Source organism: Kitasatospora sp. NPDC127121 (assembly GCF_042677305.1).
In the GTDB taxonomy this organism is placed as follows: Bacteria; Actinomycetota; Actinomycetes; order Streptomycetales; family Streptomycetaceae; genus Kitasatospora.
This window is the reverse complement of sequence record NZ_JBHXTQ010000063.1, coordinates 1-14,769: the sequence shown is the minus strand read 5'-3', so window position 1 is coordinate 14,769 and position 14,769 is coordinate 1. Positions and strand designations below refer to the sequence as shown.

The following is a 14,769-nucleotide window of genomic DNA, read 5'->3' as shown; positions in this document are numbered from 1 at the left end:
AGCACTGGGGGAGCCATGCCTCTGGCGATTCCTGACGGTCACTGGCGGCGCTCAGCCGCCGAAGGCCTCCACCACGGGTCGCCGCAGGTCGTAGGCAGCCCAGCCTGGGTCCCCGGTGCCGGCGAACGCGACCCAGGCACCGTGGACCCGGGCTGCGAGTCCCGCCGGGGCGGGGTCGGGCCCGAGCAGGCCGGTGTCCCCGTGCAGCCACGGTTCGTCGGCGACGTCGAACACGAAGGGCAGTTCGACGGTGTGGGCGGCGCCGAGCCGCCCGCCCAGAGCCGTCGAGCGGTACCCGAACGAGTAACGGTGCGTACGGCCGCCCGAGATCCGCGCGTGCGCCTGCGCCAGACGCGCCGTACCGGCCTCGAACAGGGCCTGCCCGAGCACGGCGGAGCGCAGCTCGCCCGGTGTCGCACCCGGCCGGACCGCGCGGTGCGCGGCGAGGGCGGCCTCCGGATCCGCGTGCACCCGGGCGGCGACGGCGAGCACGTCGGCGTCCGTGGTGGACTCCAGACCACCCTGCGGGACGACGTAGAGGTGCCCCTCCTCGGTGGTGGTGCCGATGAGCAGATCGACGTCGGCGGCCGGGCCGTCGGCGAGGGCGTCGGCGGGCTGCGCCGGCAGGACCAGGCTGAACGGGCTGAGCCCGGCCAGCGGGTCCGAAGCGGTGCCGGTCCGCAGATCCAGGCCGGCCAGCGCGGGCAGGACCGCCACGAAACGCTCGTCCGGGACCAGGGCGAGCGCCTCCACGGTCGGCTCGACGCCCAGCGCGGCCGCCACCGCGGCGGTGACCCGCTGCGCCTGCTCCGGCGTGAACGCGCCGCAGCCGTTGCCGCTCTGGACGATCGCCCGCCGGAACAGACCGGCGGTCGCCGGAGTCGCGAGCAGCGCGCCGACGAGCGTGGCGCCCGCGGACTGGCCGAAGACCGTGACGTTCCCCGGGTCGCCACCGAAGGCCGCCACCGAACCCCGCACCCACCTGAGCGCGGCGAGCACGTCGAGCAGCCCGCGGTTGGCCGGAGCACCCGCCAGCTCCAGGAACCCCGGCACGCCGAGGCGGTAGTTCACCGTCACCAGGACGACGCCGTCGCGGGCGAACGCGCCGCCGCCGTAGAGCGCCGCGCGGTTCGAACCGGTGACGAACCCGCCGCCGTGCACGAAGACCATGACGGGGCGCCTGCCCCCGTCGGCGGCCGGCGTGTGGACGTCGACGGTCAGGTACTCCTCGCCGGGCACCCAGCCCGGCCCGAAGTAGGGGCTCATGTCGAGCCGGCCGAAGTCCCGGGCCGGCTGGGGAGCGGTCGGCGAGGGCCTGCCGCCGTCACGGACACCCGACCAGCCCGGGTGCGGCGCGGGCGCGGCGAACCGGCCGGCACCGACCGGCGCCGCCGCGTACGGGAGGGCGCGGAAGCGCTCGCCGGACTCGCCACGGACGCCGCGCACGGCGCCCGCCGGGGTTTCGACGACCGGATCTGCCTGTCGGGACACGGGATGACTTCCTCTCTGGAAAGGGACATGGTTTGAGGGATCTCCGGACGGGGCGTCAGGAGATCCGGGAGAAACCCGCCCACTCCTTGATCGCGAACTTCGACCCGCTGCGCGCGACCTCCATCGCCCCCCTGCCGCCGAAGTGCGCAGGGAGGACGAGCGCGTTGTTCTCGGCGGCGCGGCCGAGCAGCCTGCGCCGGGTCGCGCGGGACTCCGCCGGGTCCTCGCAGAAACAGGAATTGGTCTCCGGCTCCGCGATCTGCAACGCGGTGTGCACCAGATCCCCGACGAACAGGGCCTGGTCGCCGCCGGACTCCAGGGTGAGCACGGACGAGCCGGGAGTGTGCCCGGGAGCGAGATCGAGCCGCAGATTCCCGTCGATCCGGTACGTCCCCTCCCACAGGTGTGTCAGCCCCGCCGCGTGGACCGGCGCGACGCTGTCCTCGAACACGTTCTGGTTCCCCCGGCCCAACACGCTCCTGTGTTCGTTGGCCGGGTCCCAGAACTCGAAGTCCCGCTGAGGTATCAGATACGTGGCGTTCGGGAAGGTCGGCACCCAGTCCCGGCCGTCCAGGCGGGTGTTCCAGCCCACGTGATCGATGTGCAGATGGGTGTTGACCACGACGTCGACGTCCTCGGGCCGCACCCCGGCAGCGGCGAGGTTGTCGAGGTAGCCCGTGTCCAGGCGGCTCCACACCGGCGCGTAAGGACGGTCCTTGTGGTTGCCCACGCCGGTGTCCACGAGGATCGTGCGCCCCTCACTGCGCAGCAGCCAGGACTGGATCGCCGTACGGCACTCGTCCGTCTCCGGGTCCCAGAAATCGGGCACCAGCCAGTCGCGGTGCTCGTCCCACGAACCGTCGGGGCTGCCCGGGAAGAACTGGCCAGGCGTCAGCCCGGTCGAGCCGTAGAACTCCTTGACGCGGGTGACGGTGACGTCGCCCAGGGTGATCTGGTCGGGGTCCTGATCCATGTCGTGATCCATGCTCTCGTTCATGTTCTGATCCATGCGGTCCGTCCTCGGGTCCGGGATACGCGGCCGAACGGGCGGCCGAATGAGACCGATCCTGGACACCCGGACGGGCACCAACCACTCCCGGCTTGTCCTACCCCTCGCAGGGTGTGGCAGGGAGCGGGCCGCCCACCGAATACTGGGGCGATGAACGGACCAGGCCCACTCGGTGCCTTCCTCCAAGCCCGACGGGCGCAGCTGCGGCCCGAGGACGTCGGTCTGCGCGACCTCGGGCCCCGCAGACGGGTGGCCGGGCTCCGGCGCGAAGAACTGGCCCAACTCGCGGGCGTCAGCGTCTCCTACTACACCCGACTCGAACAGGGCCTGTCTCGCGGGGCCTCCGCCGAGGTACTCGACGCCATCGCCGGCGCACTCCTGCTCGACACCCACGAGCGCGCCCACCTCGACCGGCTCGCCGACACCGCCCGCCACACACCCCGGCCACGCCGCCCACGGCCCGAGAAACTCGCCGACGAAACCCGGGACCTCCTCCGCGCCGTCGACGGCGTCCCCGCGATCGTGCTCGGCCGCCGCACCGACGTCCTGGCCTGGAACACCCTCGGACACGCCCTGCTGGCCGGCCACCTCGACCTCCTCAGCCCGGACGACCCGGCACGACGACCGAACATGAGCCGGATGCTCTTCCTCGACCTGCACTGCCGAGACCTGTACGCGGACTGGGAACACAAGGCACGCGCGGTGGTCGGCAACCTGCGCATCGCCGTCGGCAGACATCCGGAGGACGCGCTGCTCGCGGGTCTGATCGGCGAACTGACCATGAAAAGCCCGGAGTTCGTCGCCCTGTGGGCAGACCACCGCGTAGTGCCGTGCGACGCCTCGTCCTACGAACTGCACCACCCCGTCGTCGGCACGGTCACGGTGACCCAGCAGACCCTGTCCATCGCCCGCTCACCAGACCAGGCGCTCATCGTCTGCACCACCCCCGCCAACTCCCCCTCCGAACAGGCCCTCACCCTCCTCCGCCACGCGGCCGCCAGCCGGGCACCGTACGCGTGCGGCGTGGGCGCTCCCCAGGCGTAGGCCGGGTAAGCGCTGCGGCCTCGGGCCCGCTGTTACGGCGCCGCCCCGGCCTCCGCTGCGCGGGGCGCGGCAGGGCTCGCGGTCTTCCCCGAACCGTCTGCGATCCCCAAGCCGCCGGCACCGACACGGCCAGGCGGACGCAGGCCCACAAGCGCCGGCACGAGGCCGAGGGCACCAAGCGGACCTTGAAGGCGCGCAACGACCCGAAGGCCTCCTACGACCGGTGGCAGGAACTCACCAGCCACCGCCCTCGGCGACAGCAAGGGACATCACCGGGAGGTCGACGCCCCCACACGGACGCCGACCGTGAACAGAGTGGAACAACCCCCGCGAGCGCGGGGCCGATTGTTCCGCGGCGTGCACTTTGTGGGCCAGCCGGGAGCAATCCCCGCGAGCGCGGGGCCGATCCGCCTCTTGGGCGACAGCCCTGGGGACCGTGGGAGCAACCCCCGCGAGCGCGGGGCCGATACTTCCTGACCTGCAGTGATTAGCGGGCGAGGGGCCTGATTGATTCAGTTCGATCGGTAGAGGCGCCGTCGAACAGCCGATGCGTCGCTGCCATCTCTCCTTGCCCCAGGGCTGGTTGTCAGTGTCGTTGCCTACGCTCTCGAAGCGTACTCGCACGTGGAGGTCAAGACGATGGCTGAGGATTGTTGGCAAGGGAAGATGATGCGAAAACAGAACCGCGACAGCCGACCGGCTCGCGGTAGCCCCCTCGGGGAGCCAAGCGGAATGGCCCTGCGACGGCCTCCCGGAGGCCGCCGGGCAGGGCCCCGGCGCCTCCGAGGGGCGAGGTCAGTGGTCGATCGAGTCGATCAGCTCGCGGGCGCCGTCGCGGATCAAGGTGGCGGCGACCCCCACGCCGAGCGCTTCCGGGCTGAGCTGGCCGGCCGATTGGCGGGCTTCCAGCACGGTGGCGCCGTCCGGGGAGAAGACCATCGCGCGAAGGCCCAGGTGCCCGTCCTCGAAGGCGCGGGCGAACCCGGCGATCGGGCTGTTGCAGTGCCCGCGCAGGGCGTTGAGCAGGGCCCGCTCGGCGGTGATCTCCCGCGTCGTGGCGCGGTCGCCGAGTGGGGTGAGGAGGTCGATCAGGTCGGCGTCATCCTCGCGGCACTGCAAGCCGAGCACGGCTGCCCCCAGTGGCGGGCACATCTGCTCGACGGTCAGGACCTGGCTGATCCGGTGTTGTTCACCGATGCGCTCCAGCCCGGAGGCGGCCAGCACCAGAGCATCGACCTCCCCGGCTTCCAGGACCGCCAGCCGCAGGTTCGCCGTCCCCCTGATCGGCACCAGGTCCAGGTGGGGGTGGCTGCGGGTGAGCTGGGCGACACACCGCACCGCCGAGGTGGCGACCCGGGTGCCGGGCGGCAGCTGGTCGAGGGTGAGGCCGCCCGGGTGGATCAGGGCGTCACGAATGTTCGCCCGCTCGGGGTGGGCCGCGAAGACGGTGCCCGGGGTGACCAGCGGGTCGCCTGCCACGTCCTTCATACAGTGCACCGCGAGGTTGCACACCCCGCTCAGCAGGGCTTCCTCGATGTCGCCGGTGAAGGCGCCCTTGTCGTGCAGTTCGGCCTGTTCGCCGGGCTCGCGGTCGCCGGCCGCGACGAACGCCATCAGCTTGGTGGTCGCGTCGGGGTGGAGTGCGGCCAGGTCGGCCCGGACGCTTGCAACCTGGGCTAGCGACATGGCCGAGGCGCGGGCGCCGATGCGGATCGTGCGGCGGGTGGACGGCATTCGATCTCTCCGATCACGACTCCGACAAACCATCGGAAAAAGGTAGGCCCGTGTTCGAGTAGCATGCGGTCAACATCTCTTCAGGTGCCGGGAGTTCGGGAATGCGGACGCTGATTGGCGGATCGCGGGCCAGTCACCTCGCGCGAGCGCAGGTCAGGGAGTTCCTGGCGCCGTTGCGGGACCGCTTCCCCGACGTCGAGTTCCGGCACCAGGCGATCCTTGAAGGCGGTGACCGGGACCGGAAGACGGCCCTGTCGCAGGTGTCGGCCCACTCGGGCGGCTCCGCGTTCTCCACCGAGCAGGAAGCCGCGCTGGTGCGGGGCGAGGTGGACATGATCGTCCACTCGCTGAAAGACCTGCCGACCAGCAACCCGCCCGGCCTGGTGCTGCTGCCCCCGCCCGGCCGCGAGGACGTGCGGGATGAGTTGTGCGGCTCGACGCTGGCCGACCTGCCGCAGGGTGGCCGGGTCGGCACGTCGGCGGCCCGCCGGATCGCCCAGCTGCTGCACGTCCGCCCGGACCTGGTCTTCGTGCCGATCCGTGGAAACGTGCCGCCCCGGCTGAACAAGCTCAAGACGATGAACCTCGACGGCGTCGTTCTGGCGGCGGCCGGGCTGGTGCGACTCGGCTTGGACGGCGCGATCGGCGAGTTGCTGCCGCTTGGCCAGTTCCCCCCGAGCCCTGGTCAGGGGGCGCTCGGGATCCAGATCCGCGAGGACAACGAGCTGGCCCGCGAAATTCTGGCCGACACCGGCGACCTGGTAGTGGACGCGGAGGTTCGGGCCGAGCGGGCAATGCTCGGCGAACTGCAGGGCGGGTGCTCGGTTCCGGTCGGCGCCTACGCGAAGGCCGCCGGCGACACGCTGTCGCTGCACGCGCAGGTCACCTCCCTGGACGGGACGTACCAGGTCGAGGCCAGCTTCTCCGGCCCCGTCTCGGAGCCGGAGAAGCTGGGCATCCAGGTGGCCGGCCTTCTCCTGGACCAGGGCGCCGAGGCGATCCTGTCGGAGATCCGCCCGGCCGCTTAGCCGGCCAGCAGCCGCGCGAGGTCAGCAGCGGCATAGGTGATGATCCGCTCGGCACCCGAGCGCTTGAGCATCATGAACAGCTCCAGCAGCGGGCGGAAGTCCCGCCGCCCGGTGCCCGGGTCGAGCGGGGCGAGCCGGGTGTACTCGCCGGAGACGGAGAACGGCATCAGTGGCGCCGCGGTCTTCTGCTTGAGGGTGGTGAGCACATCCACCGAGAGCATCCCTGGTTCCAGCAGCAGGATGTCGGCCCCCTCGCCGACGAAAGCCAGACCGGTGTCCACCGCGGTTTCCGGCTGGCGCGGGCTGATCTGGAACGGTCGGTGGGCACCGGAGGCCGGGGTGGCCCGCATGGTGGCCCGGTAGCCCTCGTAGAGGGCGGAGTCGAAGATCAGATGGGGCATGGTCGCCACGTCGCGGTGGCCGTTCTCGTCCAGGGCTTGGCGCACGCAGGAGGTGGTGCTCCGGGCCATCGCGGCCGGTCCCACGATGTCGGCGCCGGCCTCGGCCTGGATGACGGCCTGGGCGGCGATCATCGCTGCTGTGCGGTCCAGGTCGATCCGGCCAGCGCTGGCCAGGTGGCATTCGCCGGTGTCGGTGTGGCCGCACAGGCAGTTCTCGGTCATCACCGCGATGCCCGGCTCGGCGTCCTTTGCGGCGTGGATGGCCCGCACCATCAGGCTGTCGGGTGCGACGGCGCCGGACGCCTCGGCGTCGCGATGCGGGCTGTTGGCGAACACCTTCACCGAGCGGACGCCCAGGGAGGCCAGGTCACGCACCGTCTGCGGGATCTCGGCGACCGTGACGGTCGGCATCGGCCGGTCGGCGTCCTCGCTGTCCTCGCGGACCAGTAGGACCATCGACAGGTCGGCCGCCGTGAGCGAGGGGCCCTCCAGGAAGCTGCGGACGGCCGCCCGGCCGTGCAACCGGGCGGGGTCCGTGATCGCTGTGCTGTGTTGGGTGGTGGTCATGTCGTCCTCTCGATCATGGCTGTGGGCAAGGGCGTCAGCGGGTGCCGGTGCCGGTGCCGGTGGCGGCCAGGGCGGGCGGGTGTATCGGCGGGCGGCGGTGGCCCGACAGGCGGCGGGCCACTGCGCGGGCCGCCCTGCGGGGGTGGACGAGGAGCTGGCGGCGGGTGAGCGGCTGCTCGGGCAGGGCCACCTCGGCCCAGACCTTCTTGCCCCGTACGGTGTGCTCGGCCCCGTGGGCGAGGGCCAGGCGCTCGACCAGGAAGATGCCCCGGCCGGCCTCCGCGTCCGGGCCCGAGACCTGGTGGCGGGGCAGGGCCCGCGAGCCGTCGTAGACCTCGATGATCAGGCGGCGCAGGTCGAGGTTGGCGTGCACCCCGACGGTGAGCATCGCTCCGCTGGTGTGCCGCACCGCGTTGGTGACGAGTTCCGAGATCACGGTGTCCAGGGCCAGGCGGCTGTCGTTGTCCGTGCGGACCCCCCACTGTTTGATCAGCCGGCCGAGCCACTGGCGGCTCATGGGGACGGAGACGGGATCGCGGACCAGGAAGAAGCTGCTGTTGTACACGTGCATGTCGAAGGAACCCTTCGGTGCGTCAGGCCGGAGCTGGGGGCTTGGGGGTGCCGTGCGGAGGGAAGGGCCTGATCTCGCCCGATCTCTACCCGGCTGGTACACAGTCAACTACAGCCCGTAGTGGTGCCGGTGGTGCCAGCAGGGGGTGCATTTCTCGCACGGGGGGCCGCTTTGGGGGGCCAGGATTGGGCGCCAGTCAGTCAAAGGCTTGGGGGACGGGCATGATGGCACCAGACGGCATCGGCGCCGTGCTGAGGCGGATCCGGGAGACCGCCGAACTCACCCGCGACGAGCAGGCCCTGCTCTTAGAGGGTGTTCTGCGAGTTTCGGTGGGTCTAGTCGTACTTGAAGGCAGGTTGTCCGGTTTTGGGACTTCACGATCGGCCGGAAATGCGGTGCGCTGGTGGGCGTGGGTGGACGCGCTCCGTACCCGAGTGACCTGTCGGATGAGGCCTGGGAGCTGATCGGGCCGGTCATCGTCGCCTGGAAGGGCCGGCACACCTCGGTCAGCGGCCACCAGGGCGGCTACGACATGCGGGAGATCGTGAACGCGATCCTCTACCAGGCCCGCACCGGCTGCCAGTGGTGCTACCTGCCGCATGACCTGCCGCCGAAGAGCGCGGTGTACTACTACTTCGCACTGTGGCGAGACGACGGCACCGCCGAGACCGTCCACGACCTGATGCGATGGCAGGTCCGCGAGATGCGCAGACGTCACGAGGACCCCACCGCTGTCGTCCTGGACTCGCAGACCGTGCGGGTCTCGACGAACGCGCCCAAGGACACCACCGGACTGGATGCGGGCAAGAAGAGCCCGGGTCGCAAGCGGGGTATCGCCACCGACGCCCTGGGCCTGATCATCGCCGTCGTGGTGGTCGCCGCCAGCGTGCACGACAACGCCATCGGAATCACGCTGCTGGACAAGGTCGCCGCGAGCGCGCCCACCGTGACCAAGGCCTGGTCGACGCCGGATTCAAGAACGCCGTCGTCGAGCACGGCGCCCGCCTGGGCATCGATGTCGAGGTCGTCCAGCGCGCGCCCGGCACACGAGGGTTCACGCCCGAGCCGAAGCGGTGGGTGGTTGAGCAGACGTGGGGCACCTTGATGCTGCGCCGCCGCCTGGCGCGGGACTACGAGGCACTGCCCGCCAGCTCGGTGGCGGTGGTCCACTGGTCGATGACCGACGTCATGCTCCACCGGCTGACCCGCACCGCCACTGCGAGCTGGCGCGACCCGCCCGCCGCGCGGGCCGACGACTGTGACGGGAGCACCCCATGAGGGACATGCTGGAGAAGATCAGCACCCGGCAGCGGCTGGTGCGCGAGACCATCGCGCAACTGCGCGAACAGGCTCGCGGAACGTCTGCCGTGGGCAGCCGAGCACCGGGCAGACCAGACGTCGGACCCGCACCGAGACGACGACCCGCCGCCCATCCACCGGGACATCCGCGACCACCCGGCCGTGGAACCCGTGCACCCGCCCCGTCGGCCGCCCACACACCGGGCACGGCACCGGATCATCCCGCGTCCGCGCCGACACCCGGATGACCTCGCCCTCGTCCGCCACCCCCTCGATGACGAGGGCCGACAGCCCCGAAAACACCACGCTCACAAGCTCGTTGACATCACGCACATCATGCCAACGACCGACGTCACCCTTCGTCACCACCGATTACGGGACAGAGCCTTTGACTGTACAGACCCCATTCTGGCGGGGTGGAGGTCGAGGCCGGTGGCGTCCCGAGCGGTGGCGTCCTGCGCCGGCGGGTTAGGGGCGCGGGGGAAGCCCGGGGAGGAGGCGGCCGAGCCCCTGTGAGGACGCGTCCTCCGGGGCTGCGGGGGCGCGGGAGGAGAGTGGCGCCCGTCGCTCCGGAGGCAGGTACGCGGTGGGCAGGGGGCCTTCCAGGACGTCGCCGTCGATGCGGACGCCCAGGTACGCCTGGACGCCCTCGGCCGCCTGCGTGGCCGTGGAGCGGTCCGGGAGCACCTGGACCGCGTCCCACAGCGGGTGGTCCGGGCCGCTGCGCAGCGTCGACGGGAAGCCCGCCTCGAAGGACTCGATCCGTACGCCGTCCCGGTAGCGTTCGAGGGTGGTCATGCCGTTGACGCTGTACAGCTGGACGGCCTCGGTGCCTGCCGACAGGCGTGAGAGCACGGCCTCCTTGAAGCCCTCGGGCTCGCCGCTCTCGTGGCAGAACGCCCACTCCCCGTCCCCGAGGACACCGGTGCGCAGGACGACGCCTCCCTCCGCGATCGGGAGGGTGGTGCGGGCCTGCTGCAGCGTCAGCTCCCGGACCGGTTCGGCGGCTGCCCCGTAGGCGGCGAGGACGTGTGCGGGGCCGCGGTGGCGGGCGAAGGTCAGGCACACGATGATGTCGTGCGCCCACCAGGGGTCCTGCGTGGTCATCGTCGCGATCCTCTTTCTGCTGGGCCGTTCGTTGTCGGGGCTCCGCGGCCACGGTGTCGTTCGGGCCGGGACCCGTGGACGTCAGGTCGTCCAGGAGACGGTGAACGCCTCGGTGTCGATCAGGCGCTGCGTCTGGACGAAGCTGCCGTACTTCCCGCCGGCCGCCTTGTTGACCGGGAGCGGGACGTGGCCCCGCACGCACGACTCCTTGTACGTGACCGGGTGTCCGGTCGTCTCACGGAACGTCCAGTTGCCGTTGGTGAGTTGGGGGACGATCTCGGCGCACAGCCCGCCGTTCGTGCCGCCCTGGTACGTCCCGGCGAAGGGGAACTCGTCGCAGCTGTCCTCCGGGAACGCGACCGGGTCCAGCTGGGCGAACGGCACCGTGCTCTGCGCGCCGCAGGTGCGCTTGCGGTTCGGCTCGCTGTCGCCCTTCAGTCGCGTGAACTGCTTGGGCATGTTGGGCAGGTAGTTCAGTGCGAAGGCGTAGGTCGCGGCCGCCGCACCGTAGTCCGTCAGGGAGTAGGACAGGTCGGGCCGGACGTCGGCGTAGACGCATCCGGGCGAGCCCTTGCCCGGCTCGTGGACGGCGTTGTCGCAGCGGACCTTGCGCGGATTGGTCCAGTTGACGTTCGGCTGCAGGGGGATGGCGTTGTCCTGCGTGACGTACATGTGGTACTCGTTCGCCAGGGAGTCGACAGCCCCGACGGCGGGCGAGTCCGAGTACAGGACCGTACCCTGCGCCGACGTCCCGGGCGTCAGCGTACGGGCGCCCGCCCAGGGCTTGGCCGCGCCCATCTGGCAGGGCGCCGTACAGCTGGCGTCGAACGCGATGTTGAGGCTCGGCACGTTGCTGGTCGAGGACACCATGGTGACCGTCACCAGTTCGGTCCACATCGAGCTCGTGGCGCTCAGCGACATGCTCAGGTTGATCTTGAGCTGGGCCGAACCGATGGCGGTGCCCTTGTCGTCGCGCAGCGTGTAGGTCGTGGTCATGTCCTTCAGGCACGACCCGAACCGCTCGTACGACCAGTACCCCGCGCTGCCGATCGAGCACGCCCCGGTACCGTCCTGCGTGCTGCTGACGGCCTCGGAAACACTCCTACGACCCGCCGGGCCGTCGGTGACCTGCACGCACTCGGCCGCCGCACCCGCCTTCCCAGGCGCCGACCCCACGGCCACCTCCGTGCACTGAACCCCACCCGGCTCGGCCTTCACCGACAGGTCCTGCCGGTCCGCGGCGCTCACCGCCGTTCCCGGCCCCCCGATCCCCGGCAGACCCGCTGCCCCGGTGCCCGACTGAGCCGCCGACATGCCACCCGAAGCGACGACGAGCGAGACCGCGGCCGCCATCGATGCGGCCAGGGCGACCAGGCGCCGACCATGACGTTTCATCAACTTCCCTCCCCAAGAAGGCGCGAGTGCCATCAGTGGCACCAGCTGCCACTTGGGGCACACGGGTCGCAGCGCCCAGTGGGTTCACCCGGGTGGCGCAAGGGGCGAGAACAAGACAGAGATACAGAACCGGTGGACGCGGATGGTGTGAGTGGACGTTAAGTCCGTTTCTGGTAGCGGCCTCGTCCGGGTTGAGCGAGGAAGCCTTGGCGGGTGAGGCGTCCGAGGCGGCTGCGGGTGATGTTGACGGACGCCTCTTCGGTGGGCATGCCGAGGAGTTCGTGCAGCTCGCGTGCCCGGAATGCCTGGTCGGGATGCTGGTTGAAGGCGTTCACGATGGCCTGGTAGGTGGTGTTCGTCTCGGGTGGTTCTGATTCGGCTCCTGCCGGTGTGACCTCCGCGATGATCTTTCGGGCGGTGGCCAGGTCCGTGAGCCGCGCTTCGGTCTCGGTCAGGTCGGCGGCGAGCTCTTCGATCCGGGCGCGTAGTTCTGCTGCCTGGGCGGCGGCCTCGTCCTGCCGGCTCTGGAGGTCTGCCAGGAGTTCGGCGACGTTCACGCGGCCAGTCCGAGGGTGTCGCGCCAGGCCGGGGCTGGTGCGGTGAGGCGGCGGGTCATGTTCGCGGTGGAGGCCCAGTAGACGCGTGAGGCGGAGGTGTCGGGCCTGTGGTCGTACTCGCGGGCCAGGCGCCGAGCAGCATCAGGGTGCCGTTCGTCTGCTCCACCACCCACCGTTTCGGCTGCGGGGCGAAGCCCTTGCCCTGGTCGGCCGGGTTGCGGCGGACGACTTCGACGTCGATGTCCAGCAGTCCACCGTGGATGACGACCTCGTCCTTGAAGCCCTGGCCCACCAGGGCCTTCTCCAGACGCATCCCGCACCGCTCGGAGACCCGGTCGAGCAGGGCGGCGCCGGCGGCGTTGTCGTGGGCGGAGGCGGCCAGGACGACGACACCGGTGATCAGCCCCATGACGTCGACGGCCAGTCCCCGCTTGCGGCCCGACACCTTCTTGTTCGCGTCCAGTCCCGTCGTGGTCTTCGCAACACCGGCGGCCGCGCGGACGGACTGGGTGTCGATGATCACGAGGGACGGGTCCTCTAATCGGCGGGCCCTCTCCCGAACCTGGCAGCGCGGGAGTTCCTGGATCCGCTGGTCGAGCCCGTCCTGGCGCCACAGGCCGAAGTAGTAGAACACCGCCGACCAGGACGGCAGGTCATGGGGCAGGTAGCGCCACTGACAGCCCGTCCGGTTCTGGTAGAAGACCGCGTTCACGATCTCCCGCAGATCACGGACCCCGGATCCCCGGTTGCCGATCGCGCCACCCGGTCCTGCTTCGAGGCACCGCCGCATCGGCCGAAGGCCGATGCACCACCTGCGGCCGGCAGCTGAGAGGACGCCGACCGCACAGCATGTGAGAGATGCTGGCCGACTCCAAGAACAGCCGCTCCGCATCCCCCGGTTCGCCAGTCTCAGCCCAACCGCTCGCCAGCCGGGGCATCATGACTGCATGCAAGTTGAAGCGATATCAGCGCTTGCAGCCGAGGTCGCCCGCAGGCGGCCCACGATGAATGGCGCGGCAACACGCGACGAGAAGCCGCGATCACGTTCGTCCTCGCGGGGGAACAGCAGCTGGAGACGATCAGGGTTCTTAGAAGACATCTCATTTGGGCTTGCAGGCTGCTTCCGTGACGATCGTGGAGCGCCTGGTGCCGGACGAGTTGTGGGAGCTGTTCCAGTTGGTGGTGCCGGAAGCTCCGGTACGTCCGCAGGGCGGAGGCCGGCGGCGGCACGGGGATCGTGAGGTGTTGGCGGCGATCGTGTTCGTCGCCACCTCGGGGTGTACCTGGGCTCAGCTGCCGCCTTGTTTCGGCCGATCCGGGCCTACCGCCCACCGGCGCTTCACCGAGTGGAGCAGGGCCAGGGTGTGGGCCAAGCTCCACCGGGTCGTCCTGGACGAGCTCGGCTCACGGGGTGAGCTGGACTGGTCGAGGTGCGCGGTCGACTCGGTGAACATGCGGGCCCTGAAAAAGGGGAGCTGACAGGTCCGAATCCTGTCGATCGGGGCAAGTGCAGGTCGAAGATCCACCTGCTCACCGAACGCACCGGTTTACCCCTGTCGCTCGCGATCTCCGGGGCCAACGTCCACGACAGCCAGGCCCTGATACCGCTCGTCGACGCCATCCCGCCGATCCGCTCGCGATGCGGCCCCGGGCGGCGCCGACCCGGCAAACTGCACGGCGACAAAGCCTACGACCACCGCTTCATCCGTGCCTACCTTCGCCGCCGACAGATCCCCGCCCGCATCACCCGCCGAGGCATCGACTCCTCCCAGCGCCTCGGCAGGCACCGCTGGGTGATCGAGCGCACCGTCGCCTGGCTCGGCGGATTCCGCCGACTCCACCGCCGTTACGAACGCAAGGCCGACCACTTCGCCGCCTTTGCCAGCATCGCCGCAGCTCTCATCTGCATCCGAAGACTCTCCAAATGAGATGTCTTCTTAAGATCGCTGAGAAGACATTTGATTTGGACGAGGTCGCGCAAATGTGGCGGGAGCTGCTGAATGCTCTGGCTCTGGTGCGGATCGAGGGTCCGGAACCGTTCTCAGCGAAGGCTTCCCAAGCCTGGAAGAGCCTGAACTCGGTCACGCTCGACGTGGTTAGCGCCCATAGGCGTCTAACTCCCGTGCTGTTATTGCGATCTGCGGCCGACCAGGGAGACTAAGGGCTGTCCCGTAACTGCTGGTCGCGGGTGAGATGATCTTGCCGTGGCTGGTGTGATCACGGCGTCGGAGCCGTCCTGGATAGCCCCGTTCACCGGACTGAGCCCGCGGGACTTCCGCAAGCTGATGACGGTGCTGCGCCGCGAGGGCGCCGACACCGTCAGGCCGGGCAGGCCCTGGAGCCTGCCGCTGGAGGACCGGGTCCTGCTGGTCGCGGCCTACTGGCGAACGAACCTGACACTGCGGCAACTCGCTCCGCTGTTCGGCGTGTCCAAGTCGGCGGCCGACCGCATCATCGACCACGTCGGCCCACTGCTCGCGCTCAAGCCCCGCCGCCGCTTCCGCAAGGACACCGTGCTGATCGTGGACGGGACCCTGGTCCCCACCCGCGACCACACGATCGCCGC

The 14,769-nt window shown here is 70.4% G+C and carries 14 protein-coding genes and 2 pseudogenes; 6 read left to right on the top strand and 10 right to left on the bottom strand.

The features are described from left to right. Window positions 1-51 precede the first annotated feature (51 nt). On the bottom strand, window positions 52-1,491 hold the full coding sequence (locus tag ACFVHI_RS26780) for a carboxylesterase/lipase family protein (protein ID WP_380343510.1): 1,440 nt from the start codon (window positions 1,489-1,491) through the stop codon (window positions 52-54). A 55-nt stretch (window positions 1,492-1,546) separates the two neighbouring features. After that, window positions 1,547-2,464, bottom strand: coding sequence for an MBL fold metallo-hydrolase (locus ACFVHI_RS26775; RefSeq protein ID WP_380343574.1), 918 nt, complete (start codon window positions 2,462-2,464; stop codon window positions 1,547-1,549). A gap of 186 nt (window positions 2,465-2,650) precedes the next feature. Here ACFVHI_RS26775 and ACFVHI_RS26770 point away from each other — a divergent pair, with 186 nt between their 5' ends. Next, window positions 2,651-3,544: a helix-turn-helix domain-containing protein gene (locus ACFVHI_RS26770; protein WP_380343507.1), complete on the top strand. Its 894-nt coding sequence runs from the start codon at window positions 2,651-2,653 to the stop codon at window positions 3,542-3,544. A 795-nt stretch (window positions 3,545-4,339) separates the two neighbouring features. On the opposite strand, the gene hemC (ACFVHI_RS26765) is transcribed toward ACFVHI_RS26770, so the two are convergent. Beyond that, window positions 4,340-5,278 carry a hydroxymethylbilane synthase gene (gene hemC, locus ACFVHI_RS26765; RefSeq protein WP_380343505.1) on the bottom strand — a complete coding sequence of 313 codons (939 nt, stop codon included), beginning with the start codon at window positions 5,276-5,278 and terminating at the stop codon, window positions 4,340-4,342. A 101-nt stretch (window positions 5,279-5,379) separates the two neighbouring features. Between hemC (ACFVHI_RS26765) and hemC (ACFVHI_RS26760) the strand changes: the two genes are divergently transcribed. Then, on the top strand, window positions 5,380-6,306 hold the full coding sequence (gene hemC / locus ACFVHI_RS26760) for a hydroxymethylbilane synthase (protein WP_380343503.1): 927 nt from the start codon (window positions 5,380-5,382) through the stop codon (window positions 6,304-6,306). Here the strand turns inward: hemC (ACFVHI_RS26760) and ACFVHI_RS26755 are convergent. Both ACFVHI_RS26755 and ACFVHI_RS26750 read right to left on the bottom strand, forming a co-directional pair. Further along, window positions 6,303-7,274 carry a hypothetical protein gene (locus ACFVHI_RS26755; protein ID WP_380343501.1) on the bottom strand — a complete coding sequence of 324 codons (972 nt, stop codon included), beginning with the start codon at window positions 7,272-7,274 and terminating at the stop codon, window positions 6,303-6,305. The genes hemC (ACFVHI_RS26760) and ACFVHI_RS26755 overlap by 4 nt on opposite strands. Before the next feature lie 34 nt (window positions 7,275-7,308). Continuing rightward, window positions 7,309-7,845, bottom strand: a complete 537-nt coding sequence (locus ACFVHI_RS26750; protein ID WP_380343498.1) for an ATP-binding protein — start codon at window positions 7,843-7,845, stop codon at window positions 7,309-7,311. Window positions 7,846-8,254: 409 nt separating this feature from the next. Between ACFVHI_RS26750 and ACFVHI_RS26745 the strand changes: the two are divergent. Further along, a pseudogene (locus tag ACFVHI_RS26745) lies at window positions 8,255-9,123 on the top strand (IS5 family transposase). 66 nt (window positions 9,124-9,189) lie between these two features. On the opposite strand, the pseudogene ACFVHI_RS26740 reads toward ACFVHI_RS26745, so the two are convergent. The 3 genes and pseudogenes from ACFVHI_RS26740 to ACFVHI_RS26730 form a co-directional block, all read right to left on the bottom strand. Further along, a pseudogene (locus ACFVHI_RS26740) lies at window positions 9,190-9,447 on the bottom strand (transposase family protein); the annotation flags it as partial. Between the two features lie 165 nt (window positions 9,448-9,612). Further along, window positions 9,613-10,251: a DUF6461 domain-containing protein gene (locus ACFVHI_RS26735; RefSeq protein ID WP_380343495.1), complete on the bottom strand. Its 639-nt coding sequence runs from the start codon at window positions 10,249-10,251 to the stop codon at window positions 9,613-9,615. A gap of 81 nt (window positions 10,252-10,332) precedes the next feature. Beyond that, window positions 10,333-11,247, bottom strand: a complete 915-nt coding sequence (locus ACFVHI_RS26730; RefSeq protein WP_063352309.1) for a hypothetical protein — start codon at window positions 11,245-11,247, stop codon at window positions 10,333-10,335. Between ACFVHI_RS26730 and ACFVHI_RS26725 the strand changes: the two genes are divergently transcribed. Beyond that, window positions 11,246-11,446: a hypothetical protein gene (locus ACFVHI_RS26725; protein WP_380343493.1), complete on the top strand. Its 201-nt coding sequence runs from the start codon at window positions 11,246-11,248 to the stop codon at window positions 11,444-11,446. The two genes, ACFVHI_RS26730 and ACFVHI_RS26725, sit on opposite strands and share 2 nt — an antisense overlap. 358 nt (window positions 11,447-11,804) lie before the next feature. On the opposite strand, the gene ACFVHI_RS26720 is transcribed toward ACFVHI_RS26725, so the two are convergent. Continuing rightward, window positions 11,805-12,203 (bottom strand): hypothetical protein, encoded by a 399-nt coding sequence (locus ACFVHI_RS26720; protein ID WP_208869246.1) that lies wholly within the window; start codon window positions 12,201-12,203, stop codon window positions 11,805-11,807. 55 nt (window positions 12,204-12,258) lie between these two features. Continuing rightward, the gene (locus tag ACFVHI_RS26715) at window positions 12,259-12,915 is read right to left on the bottom strand and encodes a transposase (protein WP_380343490.1); all 657 of its coding nucleotides are present in this window, start codon (window positions 12,913-12,915) and stop codon (window positions 12,259-12,261) included. A gap of 419 nt (window positions 12,916-13,334) precedes the next feature. On the opposite strand from ACFVHI_RS26715, the gene ACFVHI_RS26710 reads away from it, so the two are divergent. Together ACFVHI_RS26710 and ACFVHI_RS26705 are read left to right on the top strand one after the other, a co-directional pair. Then, a protein-coding gene (locus ACFVHI_RS26710; protein WP_380343571.1) for an IS5 family transposase occupies window positions 13,335-14,131 on the top strand; the annotation gives its coding sequence in 2 pieces (ribosomal slippage) (window positions 13,335-13,671 and window positions 13,671-14,131; 798 coding nt in all). Window positions 14,132-14,407: 276 nt separating this feature from the next. Then, on the top strand, window positions 14,408-14,769 hold a 362-nt coding region (locus tag ACFVHI_RS26705), incomplete at its 3' end, for a transposase family protein (protein WP_380343487.1).

Excerpts from the sequence above, each read along its gene's own strand:
- ACFVHI_RS26775 (WP_380343574.1), bottom strand. The coding sequence starts at position 2,464 with ATGGATCAGGACCCCGACCAGATCACCCTGGGCGACGTCACCGTCACC.
- ACFVHI_RS26770 (WP_380343507.1), top strand. The coding sequence starts at position 2,651 with ATGAACGGACCAGGCCCACTCGGTGCCTTCCTCCAAGCCCGACGGGCG.
- hemC (WP_380343505.1), bottom strand. The coding sequence starts at position 5,278 with ATGCCGTCCACCCGCCGCACGATCCGCATCGGCGCCCGCGCCTCGGCC.
- hemC (WP_380343503.1), top strand. The coding sequence starts at position 5,380 with ATGCGGACGCTGATTGGCGGATCGCGGGCCAGTCACCTCGCGCGAGCG.
- ACFVHI_RS26755 (WP_380343501.1), bottom strand. The coding sequence starts at position 7,274 with ATGACCACCACCCAACACAGCACAGCGATCACGGACCCCGCCCGGTTG.
- ACFVHI_RS26750 (WP_380343498.1), bottom strand. The coding sequence starts at position 7,845 with ATGCACGTGTACAACAGCAGCTTCTTCCTGGTCCGCGATCCCGTCTCC.
- ACFVHI_RS26735 (WP_380343495.1), bottom strand. The coding sequence starts at position 10,251 with ATGACCACGCAGGACCCCTGGTGGGCGCACGACATCATCGTGTGCCTG.
- ACFVHI_RS26725 (WP_380343493.1), top strand. The coding sequence starts at position 11,246 with ATGTCCTTCAGGCACGACCCGAACCGCTCGTACGACCAGTACCCCGCG.
- ACFVHI_RS26730 (WP_063352309.1), bottom strand. The coding sequence starts at position 11,247 with ATGACCACGACCTACACGCTGCGCGACGACAAGGGCACCGCCATCGGT.